The 13,915-nt window shown below is 67.5% G+C and carries 16 protein-coding genes; 12 read left to right on the top strand and 4 right to left on the bottom strand.

The window, feature by feature from the left end; all coding sequences use genetic code 11:
* Positions 1-59: 59 nt before the first annotated feature.
* Positions 60-1,031: a hypothetical protein gene (locus MRBLWH11_RS20135; protein WP_341946209.1), complete on the top strand. Its 972-nt coding sequence runs from the start codon at positions 60-62 to the stop codon at positions 1,029-1,031.
* Between the two features lie 252 nt (positions 1,032-1,283).
* On the top strand, positions 1,284-1,520 hold the full coding sequence (locus MRBLWH11_RS20130) for a hypothetical protein (RefSeq protein WP_341946208.1): 237 nt from the start codon (positions 1,284-1,286) through the stop codon (positions 1,518-1,520).
* Positions 1,521-1,553: 33 nt separating this feature from the next.
* Here MRBLWH11_RS20130 and MRBLWH11_RS20125 read toward each other — a convergent pair whose 3' ends face one another.
* From MRBLWH11_RS20125 to MRBLWH11_RS20115, 3 genes are all read right to left on the bottom strand, one after another.
* Positions 1,554-1,979, bottom strand: a complete 426-nt coding sequence (locus MRBLWH11_RS20125; protein ID WP_341946207.1) for a GNAT family acetyltransferase — start codon at positions 1,977-1,979, stop codon at positions 1,554-1,556.
* Between the two features lie 77 nt (positions 1,980-2,056).
* On the bottom strand, positions 2,057-2,434 hold the full coding sequence (locus MRBLWH11_RS20120) for a nuclear transport factor 2 family protein (RefSeq protein WP_341946206.1): 378 nt from the start codon (positions 2,432-2,434) through the stop codon (positions 2,057-2,059).
* 2 nt (positions 2,435-2,436) lie between these two features.
* Positions 2,437-3,144, bottom strand: coding sequence for an SDR family oxidoreductase (locus MRBLWH11_RS20115; RefSeq protein WP_341946205.1), 708 nt, complete (start codon positions 3,142-3,144; stop codon positions 2,437-2,439).
* A 70-nt stretch (positions 3,145-3,214) separates the two neighbouring features.
* On the opposite strand from MRBLWH11_RS20115, the gene MRBLWH11_RS20110 reads away from it, so the two are divergent.
* Positions 3,215-3,787: a TetR/AcrR family transcriptional regulator gene (locus MRBLWH11_RS20110; RefSeq protein ID WP_341946204.1), complete on the top strand. Its 573-nt coding sequence runs from the start codon at positions 3,215-3,217 to the stop codon at positions 3,785-3,787.
* 14 nt (positions 3,788-3,801) lie between these two features.
* Here the strand turns inward: MRBLWH11_RS20110 and MRBLWH11_RS20105 are convergent, their stop codons facing one another.
* Positions 3,802-4,167 carry a helix-turn-helix domain-containing protein gene (locus MRBLWH11_RS20105; protein WP_341946203.1) on the bottom strand — a complete coding sequence of 122 codons (366 nt, stop codon included), beginning with the start codon at positions 4,165-4,167 and terminating at the stop codon, positions 3,802-3,804.
* A 70-nt stretch (positions 4,168-4,237) separates the two neighbouring features.
* Here MRBLWH11_RS20105 and MRBLWH11_RS20100 point away from each other — a divergent pair, with 70 nt between their 5' ends.
* The 9 genes from MRBLWH11_RS20100 (at position 4,238) to MRBLWH11_RS20060 (ending at position 13,902) form a co-directional block, all read left to right on the top strand.
* A complete protein-coding gene (locus MRBLWH11_RS20100; protein ID WP_341946202.1) occupies positions 4,238-5,281 on the top strand; it encodes a zinc-binding alcohol dehydrogenase family protein in 1,044 nt (347 codons plus the stop codon).
* A gap of 7 nt (positions 5,282-5,288) precedes the next feature.
* Positions 5,289-6,383 (top strand): substrate-binding domain-containing protein, encoded by a 1,095-nt coding sequence (locus tag MRBLWH11_RS20095; RefSeq protein ID WP_341946201.1) that lies wholly within the window; start codon positions 5,289-5,291, stop codon positions 6,381-6,383.
* Positions 6,384-6,580: 197 nt separating this feature from the next.
* Entirely contained in the window at positions 6,581-7,780 is a 1,200-nt protein-coding gene (locus MRBLWH11_RS20090; RefSeq protein WP_341946200.1) for a sugar ABC transporter substrate-binding protein, read from the top strand.
* 73 nt (positions 7,781-7,853) lie between these two features.
* Complete coding sequence (locus MRBLWH11_RS20085) at positions 7,854-8,780, top strand: sugar ABC transporter permease (RefSeq protein ID WP_116634773.1); 927 nt, start codon at positions 7,854-7,856, stop codon at positions 8,778-8,780.
* Positions 8,777-9,694, top strand: coding sequence for a carbohydrate ABC transporter permease (locus MRBLWH11_RS20080; protein WP_116634506.1), 918 nt, complete (start codon positions 8,777-8,779; stop codon positions 9,692-9,694). Before MRBLWH11_RS20085 ends, MRBLWH11_RS20080 begins: the two co-directional genes overlap by 4 nt.
* A complete protein-coding gene (locus tag MRBLWH11_RS20075) occupies positions 9,691-10,695 on the top strand; it encodes a hydroxyacid dehydrogenase (RefSeq protein ID WP_341946199.1) in 1,005 nt (334 codons plus the stop codon). The genes MRBLWH11_RS20080 and MRBLWH11_RS20075 overlap by 4 nt, the downstream gene beginning before the upstream one ends.
* A 65-nt stretch (positions 10,696-10,760) precedes the next feature.
* A complete protein-coding gene (locus MRBLWH11_RS20070) occupies positions 10,761-12,785 on the top strand; it encodes a DUF5074 domain-containing protein (RefSeq protein ID WP_341946197.1) in 2,025 nt (674 codons plus the stop codon).
* Between the two features lie 75 nt (positions 12,786-12,860).
* On the top strand, positions 12,861-13,133 hold the full coding sequence (locus MRBLWH11_RS20065) for a hypothetical protein (RefSeq protein ID WP_341946195.1): 273 nt from the start codon (positions 12,861-12,863) through the stop codon (positions 13,131-13,133).
* A 55-nt stretch (positions 13,134-13,188) separates the two neighbouring features.
* A complete protein-coding gene (locus tag MRBLWH11_RS20060) occupies positions 13,189-13,902 on the top strand; it encodes a TIGR00266 family protein (protein ID WP_116634774.1) in 714 nt (237 codons plus the stop codon).
* The last annotated feature ends 13 nt before the right edge of the window (positions 13,903-13,915 follow it).

The raw sequence follows: 13,915 nt of genomic DNA, 5'->3' as shown, positions 1-13,915 counted from the left end.
GCAGACATCTCTGCAGACGAGACCCCCAAGTCACCGTCGTTTGCTCCTACCATGAGGCTATGGAACGAGCCTTCGATCAACCGGGACGCAAGAAACGCGTTGCCGCACGGGTAGGCCTAACGCTTCTCGGACTCGTTCTTCTTTGGTTTGCTCTCACCTTGCTCCCGCTGCTTGGTTCCGATCCGGGGGCGCCGCAGCTCTCGTGGGCCGACAAACTGACGGCGCTGGGTACGGTCGGTGCAGTAGTCGCCACGCTCGCAATCACATTGACGACGTACTTTCGAGATCGAAAGTCTCGGCAGACGGAAGCTCGCGAGCGTGCAGAGTTTCAACTGAAACAGCAAGCACTGCAAGTCCATTGGTGGTTAGAACCATGTCCCGATCACGTGCCTGAGTGGGTCGGGGAGGACTATGGCATGGGTTGGCTTATGTCTCGCAGCCTCGACGAATGTTGGGGCAGTCGGCTAGTACTTGAGAACCGGTCTGAGCTTCCGATCCATGATGTATCACCGGTCATGACATTGCGAATTGTTCTCCGTCCTCAGTTCGGAAACTGGAGCATTGGCCCCGGTGGGAGATCAACGTTCCACTTATCTGGTGAAGGCGAATGCCTTCTCGACATGGTCCATGCGCCACGCCCGTATCTCCTGTTCCGCGACCACACGGGGCGCGCCTGGCGTCGTGATGAAAACGGGACGATCTCATTGGTGGACCCGGAAACGGACCTCTCAGATGAGATGATCTCGCTGTCGGGCGAGGCGTATCGCACACTTCACGCAAACGATCGTCTCCAAGTCGGCCAGCGGCGAGCGAGAGAAGAGATCCTGAGAGTACTCAGCCCTCTAGTGGCAGCCGGGCTGGATACCGTCCCACTTGAGAAAGTCTGGATCGCGGATGAAGTCGCCTTCAATCTCTTGCAGCGGTTTCGGCGAGGAAACCCCGAGCGGCGCGTCGGCAACGCATGGTGGTCGTGGCGAGCGAGGAGCGAATCGAGCGATCGCCTTGAAGAGGCTCTGCGGTACCTGGTGTAGTTGCGACGTGCCGGTTCTGTGCCGGGAGCTCCGCTGAAACCACCCTCATTCAGCTGTCATCAACCATGACTGTATGCGCGGAATCACGGGGCAGACGGCGATCAACGAGTACCCACCGGCCCACCGCATCGAACTCATAGTCGTGAGGTCGCGGGTTCAAGCCCCGCTCCTGCTACAGATCAAGACCCCCGGTTTCCGGGGGCTTTGTCGTTTCTGCCCGACGGCATCCTCCGCGATGGTTAGGCTCGCTGCATGCCCATGCCAGATGAGACCACGTCCGTCAGCCTCGCCTGGGGAAAATCTCTCCTCGGTGTCGCGGCGCTGATCTTCAGCGTGTCCTTCGTGTCGGCAGCGCGAGAGTGGTGGCAATTCGTCACGTTCGGCGTGATGGTGCTGCTCGGCATCGTCCTGCTGGTCAGCGGTGTGCGCGGCATCGTTGCGAGTCGTCGCGAGAAGCGGGCCTCGCGAGACGCAGTCGCCGAGGGCTGAAGCACCGCTCGGGCTCGAGGGGCGAACGCGCCCTCAGTCGTCCGGGATGAGCCTCTTGCCGGTGAGCAGCGTGCCCTCGCGGGTGTAGTCGAGGTCGTCGTAGAAATCCAGCACCGCGTCGTTCCCCGGACGGACCATCAGCATGACCTTCGGGCATCCGAGCGCCTCGAGCCGGGCTTCCGCCTCCTGCACGAGCCGTCGACCGATGCCTTCACCGCGGCGCGCCGGCGTACTCGCGAGGTAGTACAGCCACCCGCGGTGCCCGTCGTATCCCGCCATGACGGCGCCGACGACGGTGTCCCGGTCGACGGCGACGAGCAGCAGCTCGGGCCACACCGCGCGGGCGCGGCGGATGTCGGCGCGAGGATCGTTCCAGGGGCGGGTGAGGCCGGTCTCGTGCCAGAGGTCGATGACCGGCTCGACGTCGGCATCGGTCAGGGCGCGGATCTCCACAGTCACCTGGCAAATCTACTTCGGTGCCGGTGAAGCGGTCGAACGAGGGGGTGGTGTCCGTCCTGGGACGCCACCCCCTCCGCTCAGTCCACACGGGACACGTGGTAATGCGAGATGAGCAGGTCGTCGGCCTCGCGCTCGAAGACCAGCGTGATGTGGGTCGCGATGTCCTCGCGCCCCTCGAGGTGGAACAGCGCTTCGAGGTAGGCCACGACCGCGTCATCTCCCAGGTCGTGCGCCCGAAGGACGTCATACTCCACCGTCAGGGGGACCGGCTGGGAGTCGTAGTACGCCACGACCCCGGCACGCCCGATCGAGTGCTCCGGACGCAGCCCCTGGAACAGGGCATCCGTCGTGAACGCGGAGGCGATGCGATCGAGATCCCCGGCGCCGATTCCCTGCTGCCATCGGGTCAGCGCCGGTGCGATCCGGGCTGCGGCTGCCGTCGTGTGTGCGGTCATGATCAGTGCCCCGCGCTCTGGCCGCCGTCGATGTGCAGGAACTCGCCGGTGACGAACTCGTTCTGCTCGAGGTAGACGACCCCGCGAGCGATGTCATCCACCGTGCCGGCCTTCTGCAGAGGGTGGAAGGCGGCGAGCTGCTCCGGCGTCGCCCCGCCCTGCAGGGGAGTGAGGATCATCCCGGGAGATACGGCGTTCACGCGGATGCCGCGATCGCCGTATTCCACCGCGAGCGACTTGGTGGCTGCCGCGATCCCGCCCTTGGTGAGGGAGGCGAGCACGGAGGGGATGTCGGATCGCGCGGACTCGACGAGCGTCGTGGTGATGTTGACGATGTGGCCGCCGCCCTGCTCCAGCATCGGGACGATCGCGTTCCGAGTGAAGTGGAAGAAGCCGCCGAGGTTGACGCCCAGGTTGAGCGCGTAGTCCTCATCGGTCGTGTCCGTGAAGGGCTTGGCGGTGAACACTCCGACGTTGTTGACGAGCGTGTCGACCCGTCCGAAGCGGTCGACGGCCGCGCGGACGACGTTCGCGGCGGTGGCGGGATCCGCGGCGTCGCCCGGGACGGCGAGGACTCCGGGGTCATCGCCCGCCGTGATCGAGCGGGACGTGGCCACGACGGCGTATCCGAGCTCCCGGTAGGCGGCGACGAGTCCGGCGCCGATTCCCTGCGACGCGCCGGTGATGATCGCGACTTTCTGAACAGACATGATTCTCCTATAGACGATCGGTCAACTATTAACATTGACCGTTATAGACGATCGGTCATATACTTGTCAAATGGGTCGGACATCGGATGCGCGGGAGCGGCTGCTCGAAGCAGGGGAGCGGTTGTTCGGCGAGCGCTCGTACGGAGCGATCGGCGTCGCCGAGATCAGCGCGACCGCGGGTGCGCCGAAGGGCAGCTTCTACTACTACTTCCCCTCGAAGCAGGAGTTCGCCGTCGCTGTGATCGATGAGCACTGGCGCCGTCAGAAGGCGGAGTGGTCGAGCATCCTGTCGTCCGAGGGCAGCGCTGTCGATCGCCTGTACCGGCTCTTCGAGGCCACCGCCGCCGTGCAGCGCGAAGCGCAGGCGGGGGTCGGAGCCGTGGCCGGGTGCATGTTCGGCAACCTGGCCCTGGAGCTGTCATCCACGGAGCCGGTCATCCGCGAGCGTCTCCAGGAGATCTTCGAGACCCAGGTCGACATGATCGCCGCCGTGCTGGGGGACGAGCGGCGCGACATGGCGACGGCCGTCGTCGCGAACCTCGAGGGCCTCGTCCTGCTCGCGAAGCTGCGCAACGATCCGTCGCTGATCGAATCCCAGTGGGTCAGCACCGCTCGGATGCTCGAGGCCGACGTCTCGGCCTGAGACCTGCGGCCCCGTCAGTCGATCGCCGGGAAACGTTCGATGTTGGCTTCGACCCAGCCGCGAAGCGCGCGCAACGGCTTCTCAGCGTCGACGCCGAGGTCGGTGAGCGAGTACTCCACGCGGACCGGGACTTCGGCGAAGACCGTGCGCACCAGCAGCGCTCGCGCTTCGAGGCGTCGTAGGGTCGCCGTCAGCACCTTCGGGCTGATGCCCTGCAGCCGGGTCTTGAGCTCGCCGAAGCGCTGCGGTCCCTCGCTGAGCGCGCCGATCACCAGGGCGCTCCATTTGTCCGCGAGCAGATCGAGCACCCCGCGACAGGGACACTGCGCGTCGTACACGTCGTGAGGGGCGTCGATGCGGCAGACGGTCTCGGTCGGCATCCCTCCATGGTATCTCTTGGATACTTGGGGCGCTTGCGGGTAACTGGGGGCCTTCGGATAGCGTGACGTCATGGCAAACGACACCTCCTCCCTCCCTGACCGCATGCCCGCGATCGGCGCGCGCGGGCGCCGCCCCGTCTCGGACTCCGAATCGCTCACCGACCTCTCGCTGCCGGTCCCGACGCCCACCGGCAGAGACCTTCTGGTCGAGGTCGAGGGCGTCTCGATCAACCCCGTCGATGTGAAGGTCCGTGCGGGCTCGCCGACCTCCGGTGCGCATCGGATCCTCGGCTACGACGCGGTCGGCGTGGTCGTCGGCCTCGGCGATCAGGCGACCCGCTTCGCCGTGGGGGATCGGGTGTTCTATGCGGGACAGATCGATCGCCCCGGCACCAACAGCCGCTACCACCTCGTCAATGAGAACATCGTCGGCCACGCTCCTCGCTCGCTGTCCACCGCGGAGGCGGCAGCGCTCCCGCTCACCGCGATCACGGCGTGGGAGGCGCTCTTCGACAAGCTGGGTCTCGACGGCCGGAGCGAGGGGACTCTGCTTGTCATCGGTGCGGCCGGCGGTGTCGGCTCTCTCATCATCCAGTTCGCCAAGGCGCTCACGAAGCTCACCGTCATCGCGGTCGCCTCGCGCCCGGAGTCGGTGGAATGGGTGGAGCGGATGGGGGCCGATCACGTCGTCGGCCGCGACTTCGTCGACGAGGTCTCCGCGATCGCCCCGAGCGGCGTCGACTACGTCTTCACGTCGTTCACGCCCGGCAACGTCCGCGCGATCGCCGACGTCATCCGTCCGCGGGGCGAGGTCGTCTCGATCGACGAGACCGGTGGCAGTATTGACGCGCTGAAGGGCAAGAGCGTGACCTGGCACTGGGAGCTGATGTTCACCCGTCCGGTGACCGACCCCGCCGATCACTACCAGCACGAGCTCCTCGAGCAGGTCGCCGAACTCGTCGACGAAGGGGTGATCCGCACCACGATGACGGAGCACCTCACGCCGCTGGATGCCGCGACCATGCGCCGGGCGCATGAGATCGTGGAGGCATCGCAGACGATCGGCAAGGTCGTCGTCACCGACTGGCCGGAAGAGGCGCATCCACTATCGTGATGTGGTTATGACTGCTGCCGCCCGGCACGATGCCATCCTCCGCGAGCTCGAGCTGCGTGGTTCGCTGACCAGCGCCGTCCTCGCGGCGCGGCTCGGCGTGACCCCGATGACGTTGTGGCGGGACCTCGTCGCTCTGGAGCAGAGGGGCCTGCTCGCCCGCGTTCACGGGGGAGCGATCTCGCTCGCTGTCGCCCAGCAGCAGTCGCGCGAAGACGGGTCGGGGGCGCGCGTCCGCCCCCGACCGGTGGCGACCATCGGCATGATCGTCCCGACGACCCAGTACTACTTCCCCGAGGTGATCCGCGGGGCGAGCCAGGCGGCCCATGAGGCGAACTGCCGCCTCGTCGTCGGTGCGACGAACTACTCGTCGCAGGAGGAGTTCCGTCAGGCGGAGCGCCTCATCGCCAGCGGCGTCGACGCGCTGATGATCACCCCGCACGACGCGATCGCCGAGAGCTCGCCGCTGCAGCGGATGCTGGAGGAGGCGGGAATCCCGGTCGTGATGGTCGAGAGGTCGGTCGAGGACCAGCTCGCCGGACGCCTCGAATGGGTCCGCACCGATCACGCGCACGGCGCCGAGGTCGCCGTGCGTCACCTCGCGCAGCAGGGGCACCGTGCGATCGCGCTCGCCGCGCGGCCCGCGGCGACCGTCGCCGGGCTCGACGCGGGGTTCCGGCGCGCGATGGCCGCGATGGACCCGGCATCCGCGCTCTGGCTCCGCCGCGACCTCCCGCACCCGCGGATCGGTGACAACGCCGACATCGCAGAGCTCGGCGACCTGCTCGACGACTGCGTGCAGCAGGGGATCACTGCGGCGATCCTGTTGGGCGATGCGGATGCGATGGCCTTCCTCGACCTGGTCCTGGAGCGAGGGCTGCGCGTCCCCGAGGACTTCGCTGTCGTCGCCTACGATGACGAGGTCGCCGCCTTCGCGACCGTGCCGCTGACCGCCGTCGCGCCGCCGAAGCACGAGCTCGGGCACACCGCGCTGCGACTGTGCGTCGATCAGCTGAAGCGCCCCGCCGCCTCCGCCCACACGCCGGTGCGCATGGCGCTCCTCCCGGCCCTGGTGGTGCGGGAGTCGTCCGTCCGCGCCGGGTGAAATGTTAGGTTTTGTGAGAAATCCACCGCTCTCCTTGGTGAATCGCTTCGGGTGACGAAAGATCGGACTCGCACGGTCAACGATTCGAAGGAGAACCCGCGATGTCCCTGCGTCGAACTTCCCTCTCTGTGGCGGCACTGGTCGCCACCTCCGCACTCGTCGCGGGTTGTGCTGCGAGCAGTCCCGCAGCCGAACCCGTGAAGACCGAGACTCCGAAGGGCGAGGTCACCTTCTGGTCGTTCCTCAGCGGCATGGCCGATGTCGCCGCCGCGTTCAACGCGAGTCAGGACGACATCACCGTGAACTTCGAGGAGATCCCGAACGGAGCCAACGGCGGCTACACCAAGCTGTCCGCGGCGATCGAGTCCGGCAGCGGACCCGACATCGTCGGCATCGAATACGACCGGCTCCCCGGATTCGTCGCAGCCGAGCAGCTCGCTCCCGTCGGCGATCTGGTCTCCGGCGATGTCCTGGGGGAGTACGACGAGCAGGTGCGCAACCTGGTCACTTTCGGCGACGCCGCCTACGCGCTGCCGTACGACGCCCCGCCCATGGTCGTCTGGTACCGACAGGATGTCCTCGAGGCGGCCGGTGTCGAGGTCCCGACCACCTGGAACGAGTTCGAAGAGGCGGCGCGCGCGCTGAAGGCCGTGAACCCCGACGCCTACCTGACGAGCTTCTTCACCAACGAGCCGCAGCTCGCCCCCATGGCGTGGCAGGCCGGAGCCGAGTGGTTCAGCGTCGAGGACGAGAGCTGGAAGGTCTCGGTCGACGACAAGAAGTCGCAGGAGGTCGCCGACTACTGGCAGCGCCTGATCGATGACGGACTGGTCAAGGCGCAGCTCGGTTTCAGCGACGAATGGACCGCCGACCTCAACAGCGGTGTGGTCAACGGCTGGGTCGGCGGCTCCTGGAGTGCGTCCGCGCTCAAGACCCGCACCGAGGCATCCGGCATGGCCGGCAAGTGGATCGCGGCCGCTCCGCCGTCGTGGGACGGCGAGCCGACAGGCGCGCTCAGCGGCGGCACGAGCTTCGCGATCCCGGAGAACTCCGAGAACGCCGCCGCAGCGGCGGTGTTCCTCGAATGGCTCGTGACGTCGCCCGACGCCATCGAGGCGCGAGGTGCTGTCGGCACCGCGTACCCGGCGTTCCCGGGGCTGGCCGACGTCGCGGCATCCGTCGCACCCGTCGACTACTACGGCAACGACATCTACGAGGTCTTCGACGAGGCGTCCGCGAACCTCGGCCCCTGGGCCTGGGGGCCGAAGTACGACCTCACGGCGACTGCCCTCAAGGACTCGGTCACCGCGTCGCCCACGCTGGGCGACGCGCTGACGGCCACGCAGCAGGCCACTGTCGGCGGGCTCGAGAAGCTCGGCCTCGACATCAAGGAATAAGCGGATGCTCCGTCGGGCGGGTGTTGCAGGGGGAGGGACCCCGCCCGGCGGTTCAGATCGAAGGACATCGATGATGACAACTCCGGCACCCGCGAAGCGGCGGACGAGGAAGACGATCCCGGGAACGGGCGGGCGCACCGCCTCGGTCTTCCTGATCCCCTTCTTCACGCTCTTCGCCCTGACGATGATCGCCCCGGTGATCTACGCGATCGGCATGAGTCTGTTCGCCGAGAAGCGCAGCGGCCTCGGCTTCGGCGGCTCGACCACCGAGTTCGTGGGTCTCGGGAACTACGTCGAGGTCCTCGCGGATCGCACCTTCACCGATGGCTTCGGGCGCCTCGCCCTCTACTGCCTGCTCTACGTTCCGTCGCTGCTCGTCGTCGCCCTGGTGCTCGCGCTCCTGCTCGACTCGGCCGTCGCCTATGCCAAGCGGGCATTCCAGCTGCTGCTCTTCCTGCCGCACGCGGTTCCGGGAGTGATCGCGGCTCTCATCTGGGCCTACCTGTACACCCCGGGCGTGAGCCCGATCGTGAAGGCGCTCGAATCGGGTGGCATCGGGATCGACTTCCTCTCCGTGCAGCTCGTGCTCCCCTCGATGGTGAACATCGCGGTGTGGGAGTGGGCGGGCTACAACGTGATCATCCTCTTCACCGCGCTCCAGGCCGTGCCGCGCGAGATCCTCGAGGCCGCAAGGGTGGACGGCGCGGGGGAGATCCGCACCGCGTTCTCGATCAAGACTCCTCTGGTCTGGCCGGCGATCGGCGTCGCGCTCCTGTTCACCGTGATCGGCTCTCTCCAGCTGTTCACCGAGCCGAAGATCCTGTCCTCCGCGACGACCGCGGTGACCAGCACCTGGGTGCCGAACATGTGGGCGTACGACGCGGCCTTCAACCGGAACGACCTTCCTCAGGCCGCAGCAGCGTCGATCATCCTCGCCCTGCTCGCCGGACTGCTGTCGTTCGTCGTCACCCGATTCACCTCGAAGGAGAGGGCGCAATGACCGCCGTGATCGATCGTCCCGTGCCCCGCGCCGCGGCACCCGTGAAACCGCCGCGGGCCCCTCGTCGAAACCTCGCCGGCGGGCGTCACCTGCCGTCGAAGGTCGCGGTCAACGGCCTGTTGATCCTCGGCTCGGCCTACATGGTGCTGCCGCTGCTGTGGCTCGTGTTCGCCGCGACGAAGAACGCCGGCGAGCTCTACTCCGGAGACGCTTTCGCCTTCGGGTCGGATCTCGTCGCGAACATGCAGCGACTGCTCGGCCAGGACGACGGCATCTTCCTGCGCTGGCTGGGCAACAGCATCCTCTACGCCGGAGTCGGCGCCGTCGTGGGAGGGTTCGTCTCCCTGATGGCCGGGTACGCCTTCGACAAGTTCGAGTTCCGCGGCAAGCGGGGCCTCTACGCCTCGGTCCTCGTCGGCGTGCTGATCCCGAACACTGCGACCGTGATCCCGCTGTATCTGCTGGCGGCGTCGATCGGTCTCACGAACACGATCTGGGCGGTGCTGATCCCGACCCTGTGCAACCCGTTCAGCGTGTACCTCGCGAGAGTGTTCTCCTCGGGCTATCTGCCCGCGGAGACTCTCGAGGCCGCGCGCGTCGACGGAGCGGGCCCCATCCGCAGCTTCCTCCAGGTCGGACTCCCGATGCTCGTGCCGGGGTTCGTCACGATCGCGCTCTTCCAGTTCGTGGGCATCTGGAACAACTTCATGCTCCCGCTGATCATGCTGCAGAACCGCGATCTGTTCCCCTCCAGCGTCGGCATCGCGCTGTGGCAGAGCCAGGTGCAGCAGAACCCGGAGTTCTCGACCCTCGTCATCGCCGGATCCTTCGTCTCGGTCCTGCCGTTGATCATCGCGTTCGTGATGCTGCAGCGGTTCTGGCGGGCGGGCCTCTCCGCGGGGAGCGTCAAATGAGCCGCCGCCCCGTGATCGCCTTCGCGATGCCGGAATCCGTCAGGCAGCGCGTGTTCTCGGCGCGGACGATGACGGAGTACGCGGGCGTCGGCGAGGTCGCGGGTCACCTCACCGAGTTCGATTCGGCTTCCGCGCGTCGGATCCTCGGCGACGTCGAGGTGCTGATCACCGGCTGGGGGGCACCACGACTCGACGCCGCGCTGCTGGATGCCGCACCTCGACTCGAGGCGGTTCTGCACGCGGCGGGCACGGTCAAGCCCTACCTGGATCGCGCAGTCCTCGACCGCGGGGTGCGCGTCAGCTCGGCGGCCGCGGCCAACGCCGTGCCCGTCGCCGAGTACGCGGTCGCGATGATCGTCCTCGCGGGCAAACGCGTGCTCCCGATCGCCCGTCGATACCGGGACCTCCAGGAGGACTTCGACATCGAAGCCGCCTTCCCGGGGATGGGGAACTACGGGCAGCGGATCGGCATCATCGGCGCGTCGAAGATCGGCCGGATCGTGATCGACATGCTCAAGGCCTACACGTTCGAGGTCGTGGTCTACGACCCGTACCTGAGCGACGCCGAGGCGGCAGCGCTGGGCGTCGCCTCGGTCCCGCTCGATGAGCTCCTGCGCACGAGCGACGTCGTCTCGGTGCATGCGCCTTCGCTGCCGTCGACCCGTGATCTGGTGGACGCCCGCGGCATCGGCATGATGCGCCGCGGTGCGACCCTGATCAACACGGCGCGGGGCGAACTGGTGGATCAGGAGGCCCTCACCCGCAGGGTCGTCGACGGCGAGCTCTTCGCCATCCTCGACGTCACCGTCCCCTGGATCCTGGAGACGGACCATCCGCTGTACGCCTCGGAGCACGCCCTTCTCACGCCGCACATCGCCGGATCCCTCGGTGCGGAGCTCGGTCGGCTCTCCGGGTCGATGCTCGACGAGCTCCGGAGGATCGCCCGCGGCGAGCCGCTCCGGCACGAGATCGCACCGGATCTCCTCGCCATCACCGCCTGACCGCACTTCTCCGACCCGAGTCCCCGACCCCTCCGCAGTTCAACGACGACCCAAGGAGCTCCACCATGTCCGAAAACACCGCGATGTCCCGCCGCACCGTGCTGCTCGCCGGAGCCGGCGGTCTGCTCGCTGCCGCTGTCGGCATCGTCTCGCCGTCGCCCGCTCAGGCCTCGTCGCTCGTGCGAGCCGGGCGCGGCTCGACGACGATCACCGAGATCGGCCCCGGCATCCTGCAGTACTCCCTCATGAGCGGAGTGCTCCTCGACGGCGTCTGCTACATCGGCTCGCGCAACCTCGAGCCGACCGGCATCCTCGCCTTCGACGTCGCCTCCGGCACGGTGACCCATTCGACGACGCTCGCCACGGGGCACAGCATCCAGGCGCTGGCGGTCGATCCGGTGCGGAAGGTCCTCTACGCCGGCATCCTGCAGAAGGCCGCGGGAAACGACAACCTCTACCGGTGGGACCTCGCCGATCTCTCCGCTCCCGCCGTCTCGATCGGGCGGATCGGCGACCGCGATGTGCGCGATCTCGCCGTCTCTCCCGACGGCACCGTCTTCGCGGTCGGCGGCGGTGGCACCGGCGCGCCGGCCCTCTGGCAGTACTCCCCGTCGACCGGGGCCGTCACGAGCCTCGGGGTACCCGATCCGAAGGCGACGCTGGCCCGTGCGGTGGCGGCGACCGACCAGACGGTCTACTTCGGCGCCGGCAGCACGCTCGGCGGCGGCACCGAGACCAGCCGGGCGGCGCTCTACGCGTACGACCGCGCGTCGGCCGCGTTCACCGACATCACGCCGTCCGAGATGGTGAACGACCCGAGCATCCGCGAACTCGCCGTCGACGGCGATCGGCTGCTCGCATCGACCGCGGGTTCCCTCGAACAGTCGAAGATCGCCGCGATCTCGCTCGCGGATCACACGTCGTACGAGCTCGTCACCTCGATCGGCAAGACCGCCAAGAGCTTCGCCGTGATCGACGGCGACGTGTACTGCGCGAACGAGGCGGGCGTGCTGCGCTGGTCACCGGGAGCGGCGGCGGTCGAGCAGCTTCCGCTGACCATCGAGCTCGGCGAGATCTGGGGCCTCGATGCCCACGACGGCGGACTCGTCGCGGTGTCGGGATACGCGGTCGTCGCGGCCTTCGACCGCGACGGCACCCTTCGGTCGGAGGTCGATCTCGGCGATGCGGGCGCGCCGATCAGTGCGCAGACCTGCATGGGCATCGCGGTCGGCGCCGGTTTCGCGTACGTGGGGGGAAACGGCGGCATCGCGCGCCACGATCTCGGCAGCGGCGAGGTCATCAACCTCCGTGCACCGGGTGAGGCGAAGGATGCCGAGGTCATCGGCGGTGTGCTCTTCACCGGTCAGTACAACTCGCAGGGGATCTGGTCCTACGATCCCTCCTCCGGGGAGCCGATCCGCCGCGTGGCGTCGTTCCCCTCCGAGCAGAACCGGCCGCTCGACACGCACTGGGACGACTGCAACGGGCTGCTCCTGGTGGCGGCGCAGGCCGACACCGAGGGCGGTGGCTCGCTCTGGACGTACGACCCCCGTACGGGCGCGAGCACGCACGCGATCAATCCGATCGATGACGTGCAGCTCGTCCGTGCGGTCGTCTCCGTGGACGGCGTCGCCTATCTCGGCGGCGACAACGCGCAGAAGACGGGCCCGCGCGGCACGATCGTGGCGTGGGATCCGATCGCTCATCGAGAGCTCTGGCGAATCGAGACCGCGCAGGCGAACGGGATCGGTGCTCTCGCGAGCCACGGTCGACACCTCTTCGCGCTGACGCAGCGGGGCACCCTGTTCGTGATCGACCGCCCGCGTCGGAAGATCGTCCACACCGCTGATCTGAAGTCCATCGCCCCCGGGTTCGTGGCCATGAAGGCGGCTCGTGGCGTGATCTACGGAGTCTCCGACACCACGCTGTTCCGCATCGACCCGAAGTCCTTCGAGGTCACCACCGTCGTGGCGGCCATCAACGGCGGCTGGTACAGCGGACCGCACCTCAACGTCGACGAGGAGGGTGTCGTCTACACCCTGCGCGGACGCACGCTCGTGAAGGTCGATGACCACCCCCGGAAGCCGTGACCTCATGGCCGTGCGCATCGGAGGCGTGAGCGCAACCCCCTGAGGGAGTCGGCTGCGGGCGCGTACGTTCACCCCATGAGCCCTGCACCGGCAACAACTCATACCCACGTCGACATCGACGGTCACGACTTCCTGCTCAGTCCCGGGCAGGACCTCGAAGACCTGATGCGCCGGATCGAGGATGCCGCGCGATCGGAGGGCACCTTCGTCGGCTTCATCTCCCAGGGCGTTCGCCTCAGCGCGCTGATCTCGCGGTCGAGCCGGGTCGTCATCGCGATCGATGACGACCCGAGGACCGGGCCGCCGTCGGACCTGGGGGAGTACGCGCACGCCGAATGGGAGTACTGACCGCGGGGCGGAAGAGGCTGGCGCGCCGGTCGTCGCCGCGTCTATGGTCGGATGCATGAAGTCATCCATCTCAGGAACGACCATGCCCGTCCTCGAGGTCACGCTCGACCCGGGCGAGAGAATCGTCGCGGAGGGTGGGGACGTGGCCTGGATGTCCCCGGGGTTCGCCCTGGACACGTCGACCGTGCACGGCACCGGAGGACAGGGTGGCTTCATGAGCGGTCTGAAGCGCGTGCTGGGCGGCGCGCAGCTGTTCCTCACCGAGTACACCGCTCCCGCGCAGGGCGGCCTGGTCGCGTTCGCGGCGCAGCTGCCGGGCACGATCCGTCAGATCGACATCGACGCGGCCGATCAGTTCATGGTGCAGGCGGGCTCGTACACGGCGAGCACACGCGATGTGGAGGTCACGGTCGGACTGCAGAAGAAGCTCGGCGCAGGGATCTTCGGCGGCGCCGGCGTCGTGTTCCAGAAGCTGACCGGCTCCGGTACGGCGTGGGTGCAGCTCGCAGGGGAGATCACGGAGTACACGCTCGCGGCGGGTCAGTCGCTTCTCATCCACCCGGGGCACCTCGCCATGTTCGACGCGAACATGGATCTGCAGTTCACCTCGATCAAGGGCATCAAGAACAAGTTCTTCGGTGACTCGCTGTTCCTCGCCGAGATCCACGGCCCCGGACGCATCTGGCTGCAGTCGATGACGCCCGCGAAGCTCGCGGCAGCCATCGAGCCCTACCTGACCGAACGCTCCGGCAGCTCGAGCACCTCCTAGAGGACCCTGCGGA

The organism is Microbacterium sp. LWH11-1.2 (assembly GCF_038397745.1).
In the GTDB taxonomy this organism is placed as follows: Bacteria; Actinomycetota; Actinomycetes; order Actinomycetales; family Microbacteriaceae; genus Microbacterium.
The sequence above is the reverse complement of the archived record's forward strand: the minus strand, read 5'-3'. Positions and strand labels throughout refer to the sequence as shown.

Bases quoted from the DNA above. Each gene is read 5' to 3' on its own strand.
- MRBLWH11_RS20135 (WP_341946209.1), top strand. From the start codon at position 60: ATGGAACGAGCCTTCGATCAACCGGGACGCAAGAAACGCGTTGCCGCA.
- MRBLWH11_RS20130 (WP_341946208.1), top strand. From the start codon at position 1,284: ATGCCCATGCCAGATGAGACCACGTCCGTCAGCCTCGCCTGGGGAAAA.
- MRBLWH11_RS20120 (WP_341946206.1), bottom strand. From the start codon at position 2,434: ATGACCGCACACACGACGGCAGCCGCAGCCCGGATCGCACCGGCGCTG.
- MRBLWH11_RS20115 (WP_341946205.1), bottom strand. From the start codon at position 3,144: ATGTCTGTTCAGAAAGTCGCGATCATCACCGGCGCGTCGCAGGGAATC.
- MRBLWH11_RS20110 (WP_341946204.1), top strand. From the start codon at position 3,215: ATGGGTCGGACATCGGATGCGCGGGAGCGGCTGCTCGAAGCAGGGGAG.
- MRBLWH11_RS20105 (WP_341946203.1), bottom strand. From the start codon at position 4,167: ATGCCGACCGAGACCGTCTGCCGCATCGACGCCCCTCACGACGTGTAC.
- MRBLWH11_RS20100 (WP_341946202.1), top strand. From the start codon at position 4,238: ATGGCAAACGACACCTCCTCCCTCCCTGACCGCATGCCCGCGATCGGC.
- MRBLWH11_RS20095 (WP_341946201.1), top strand. From the start codon at position 5,289: ATGACTGCTGCCGCCCGGCACGATGCCATCCTCCGCGAGCTCGAGCTG.
- MRBLWH11_RS20085 (WP_116634773.1), top strand. From the start codon at position 7,854: ATGACAACTCCGGCACCCGCGAAGCGGCGGACGAGGAAGACGATCCCG.
- MRBLWH11_RS20080 (WP_116634506.1), top strand. From the start codon at position 8,777: ATGACCGCCGTGATCGATCGTCCCGTGCCCCGCGCCGCGGCACCCGTG.
- MRBLWH11_RS20075 (WP_341946199.1), top strand. From the start codon at position 9,691: ATGAGCCGCCGCCCCGTGATCGCCTTCGCGATGCCGGAATCCGTCAGG.
- MRBLWH11_RS20070 (WP_341946197.1), top strand. From the start codon at position 10,761: ATGTCCGAAAACACCGCGATGTCCCGCCGCACCGTGCTGCTCGCCGGA.
- MRBLWH11_RS20065 (WP_341946195.1), top strand. From the start codon at position 12,861: ATGAGCCCTGCACCGGCAACAACTCATACCCACGTCGACATCGACGGT.
- MRBLWH11_RS20060 (WP_116634774.1), top strand. From the start codon at position 13,189: ATGAAGTCATCCATCTCAGGAACGACCATGCCCGTCCTCGAGGTCACG.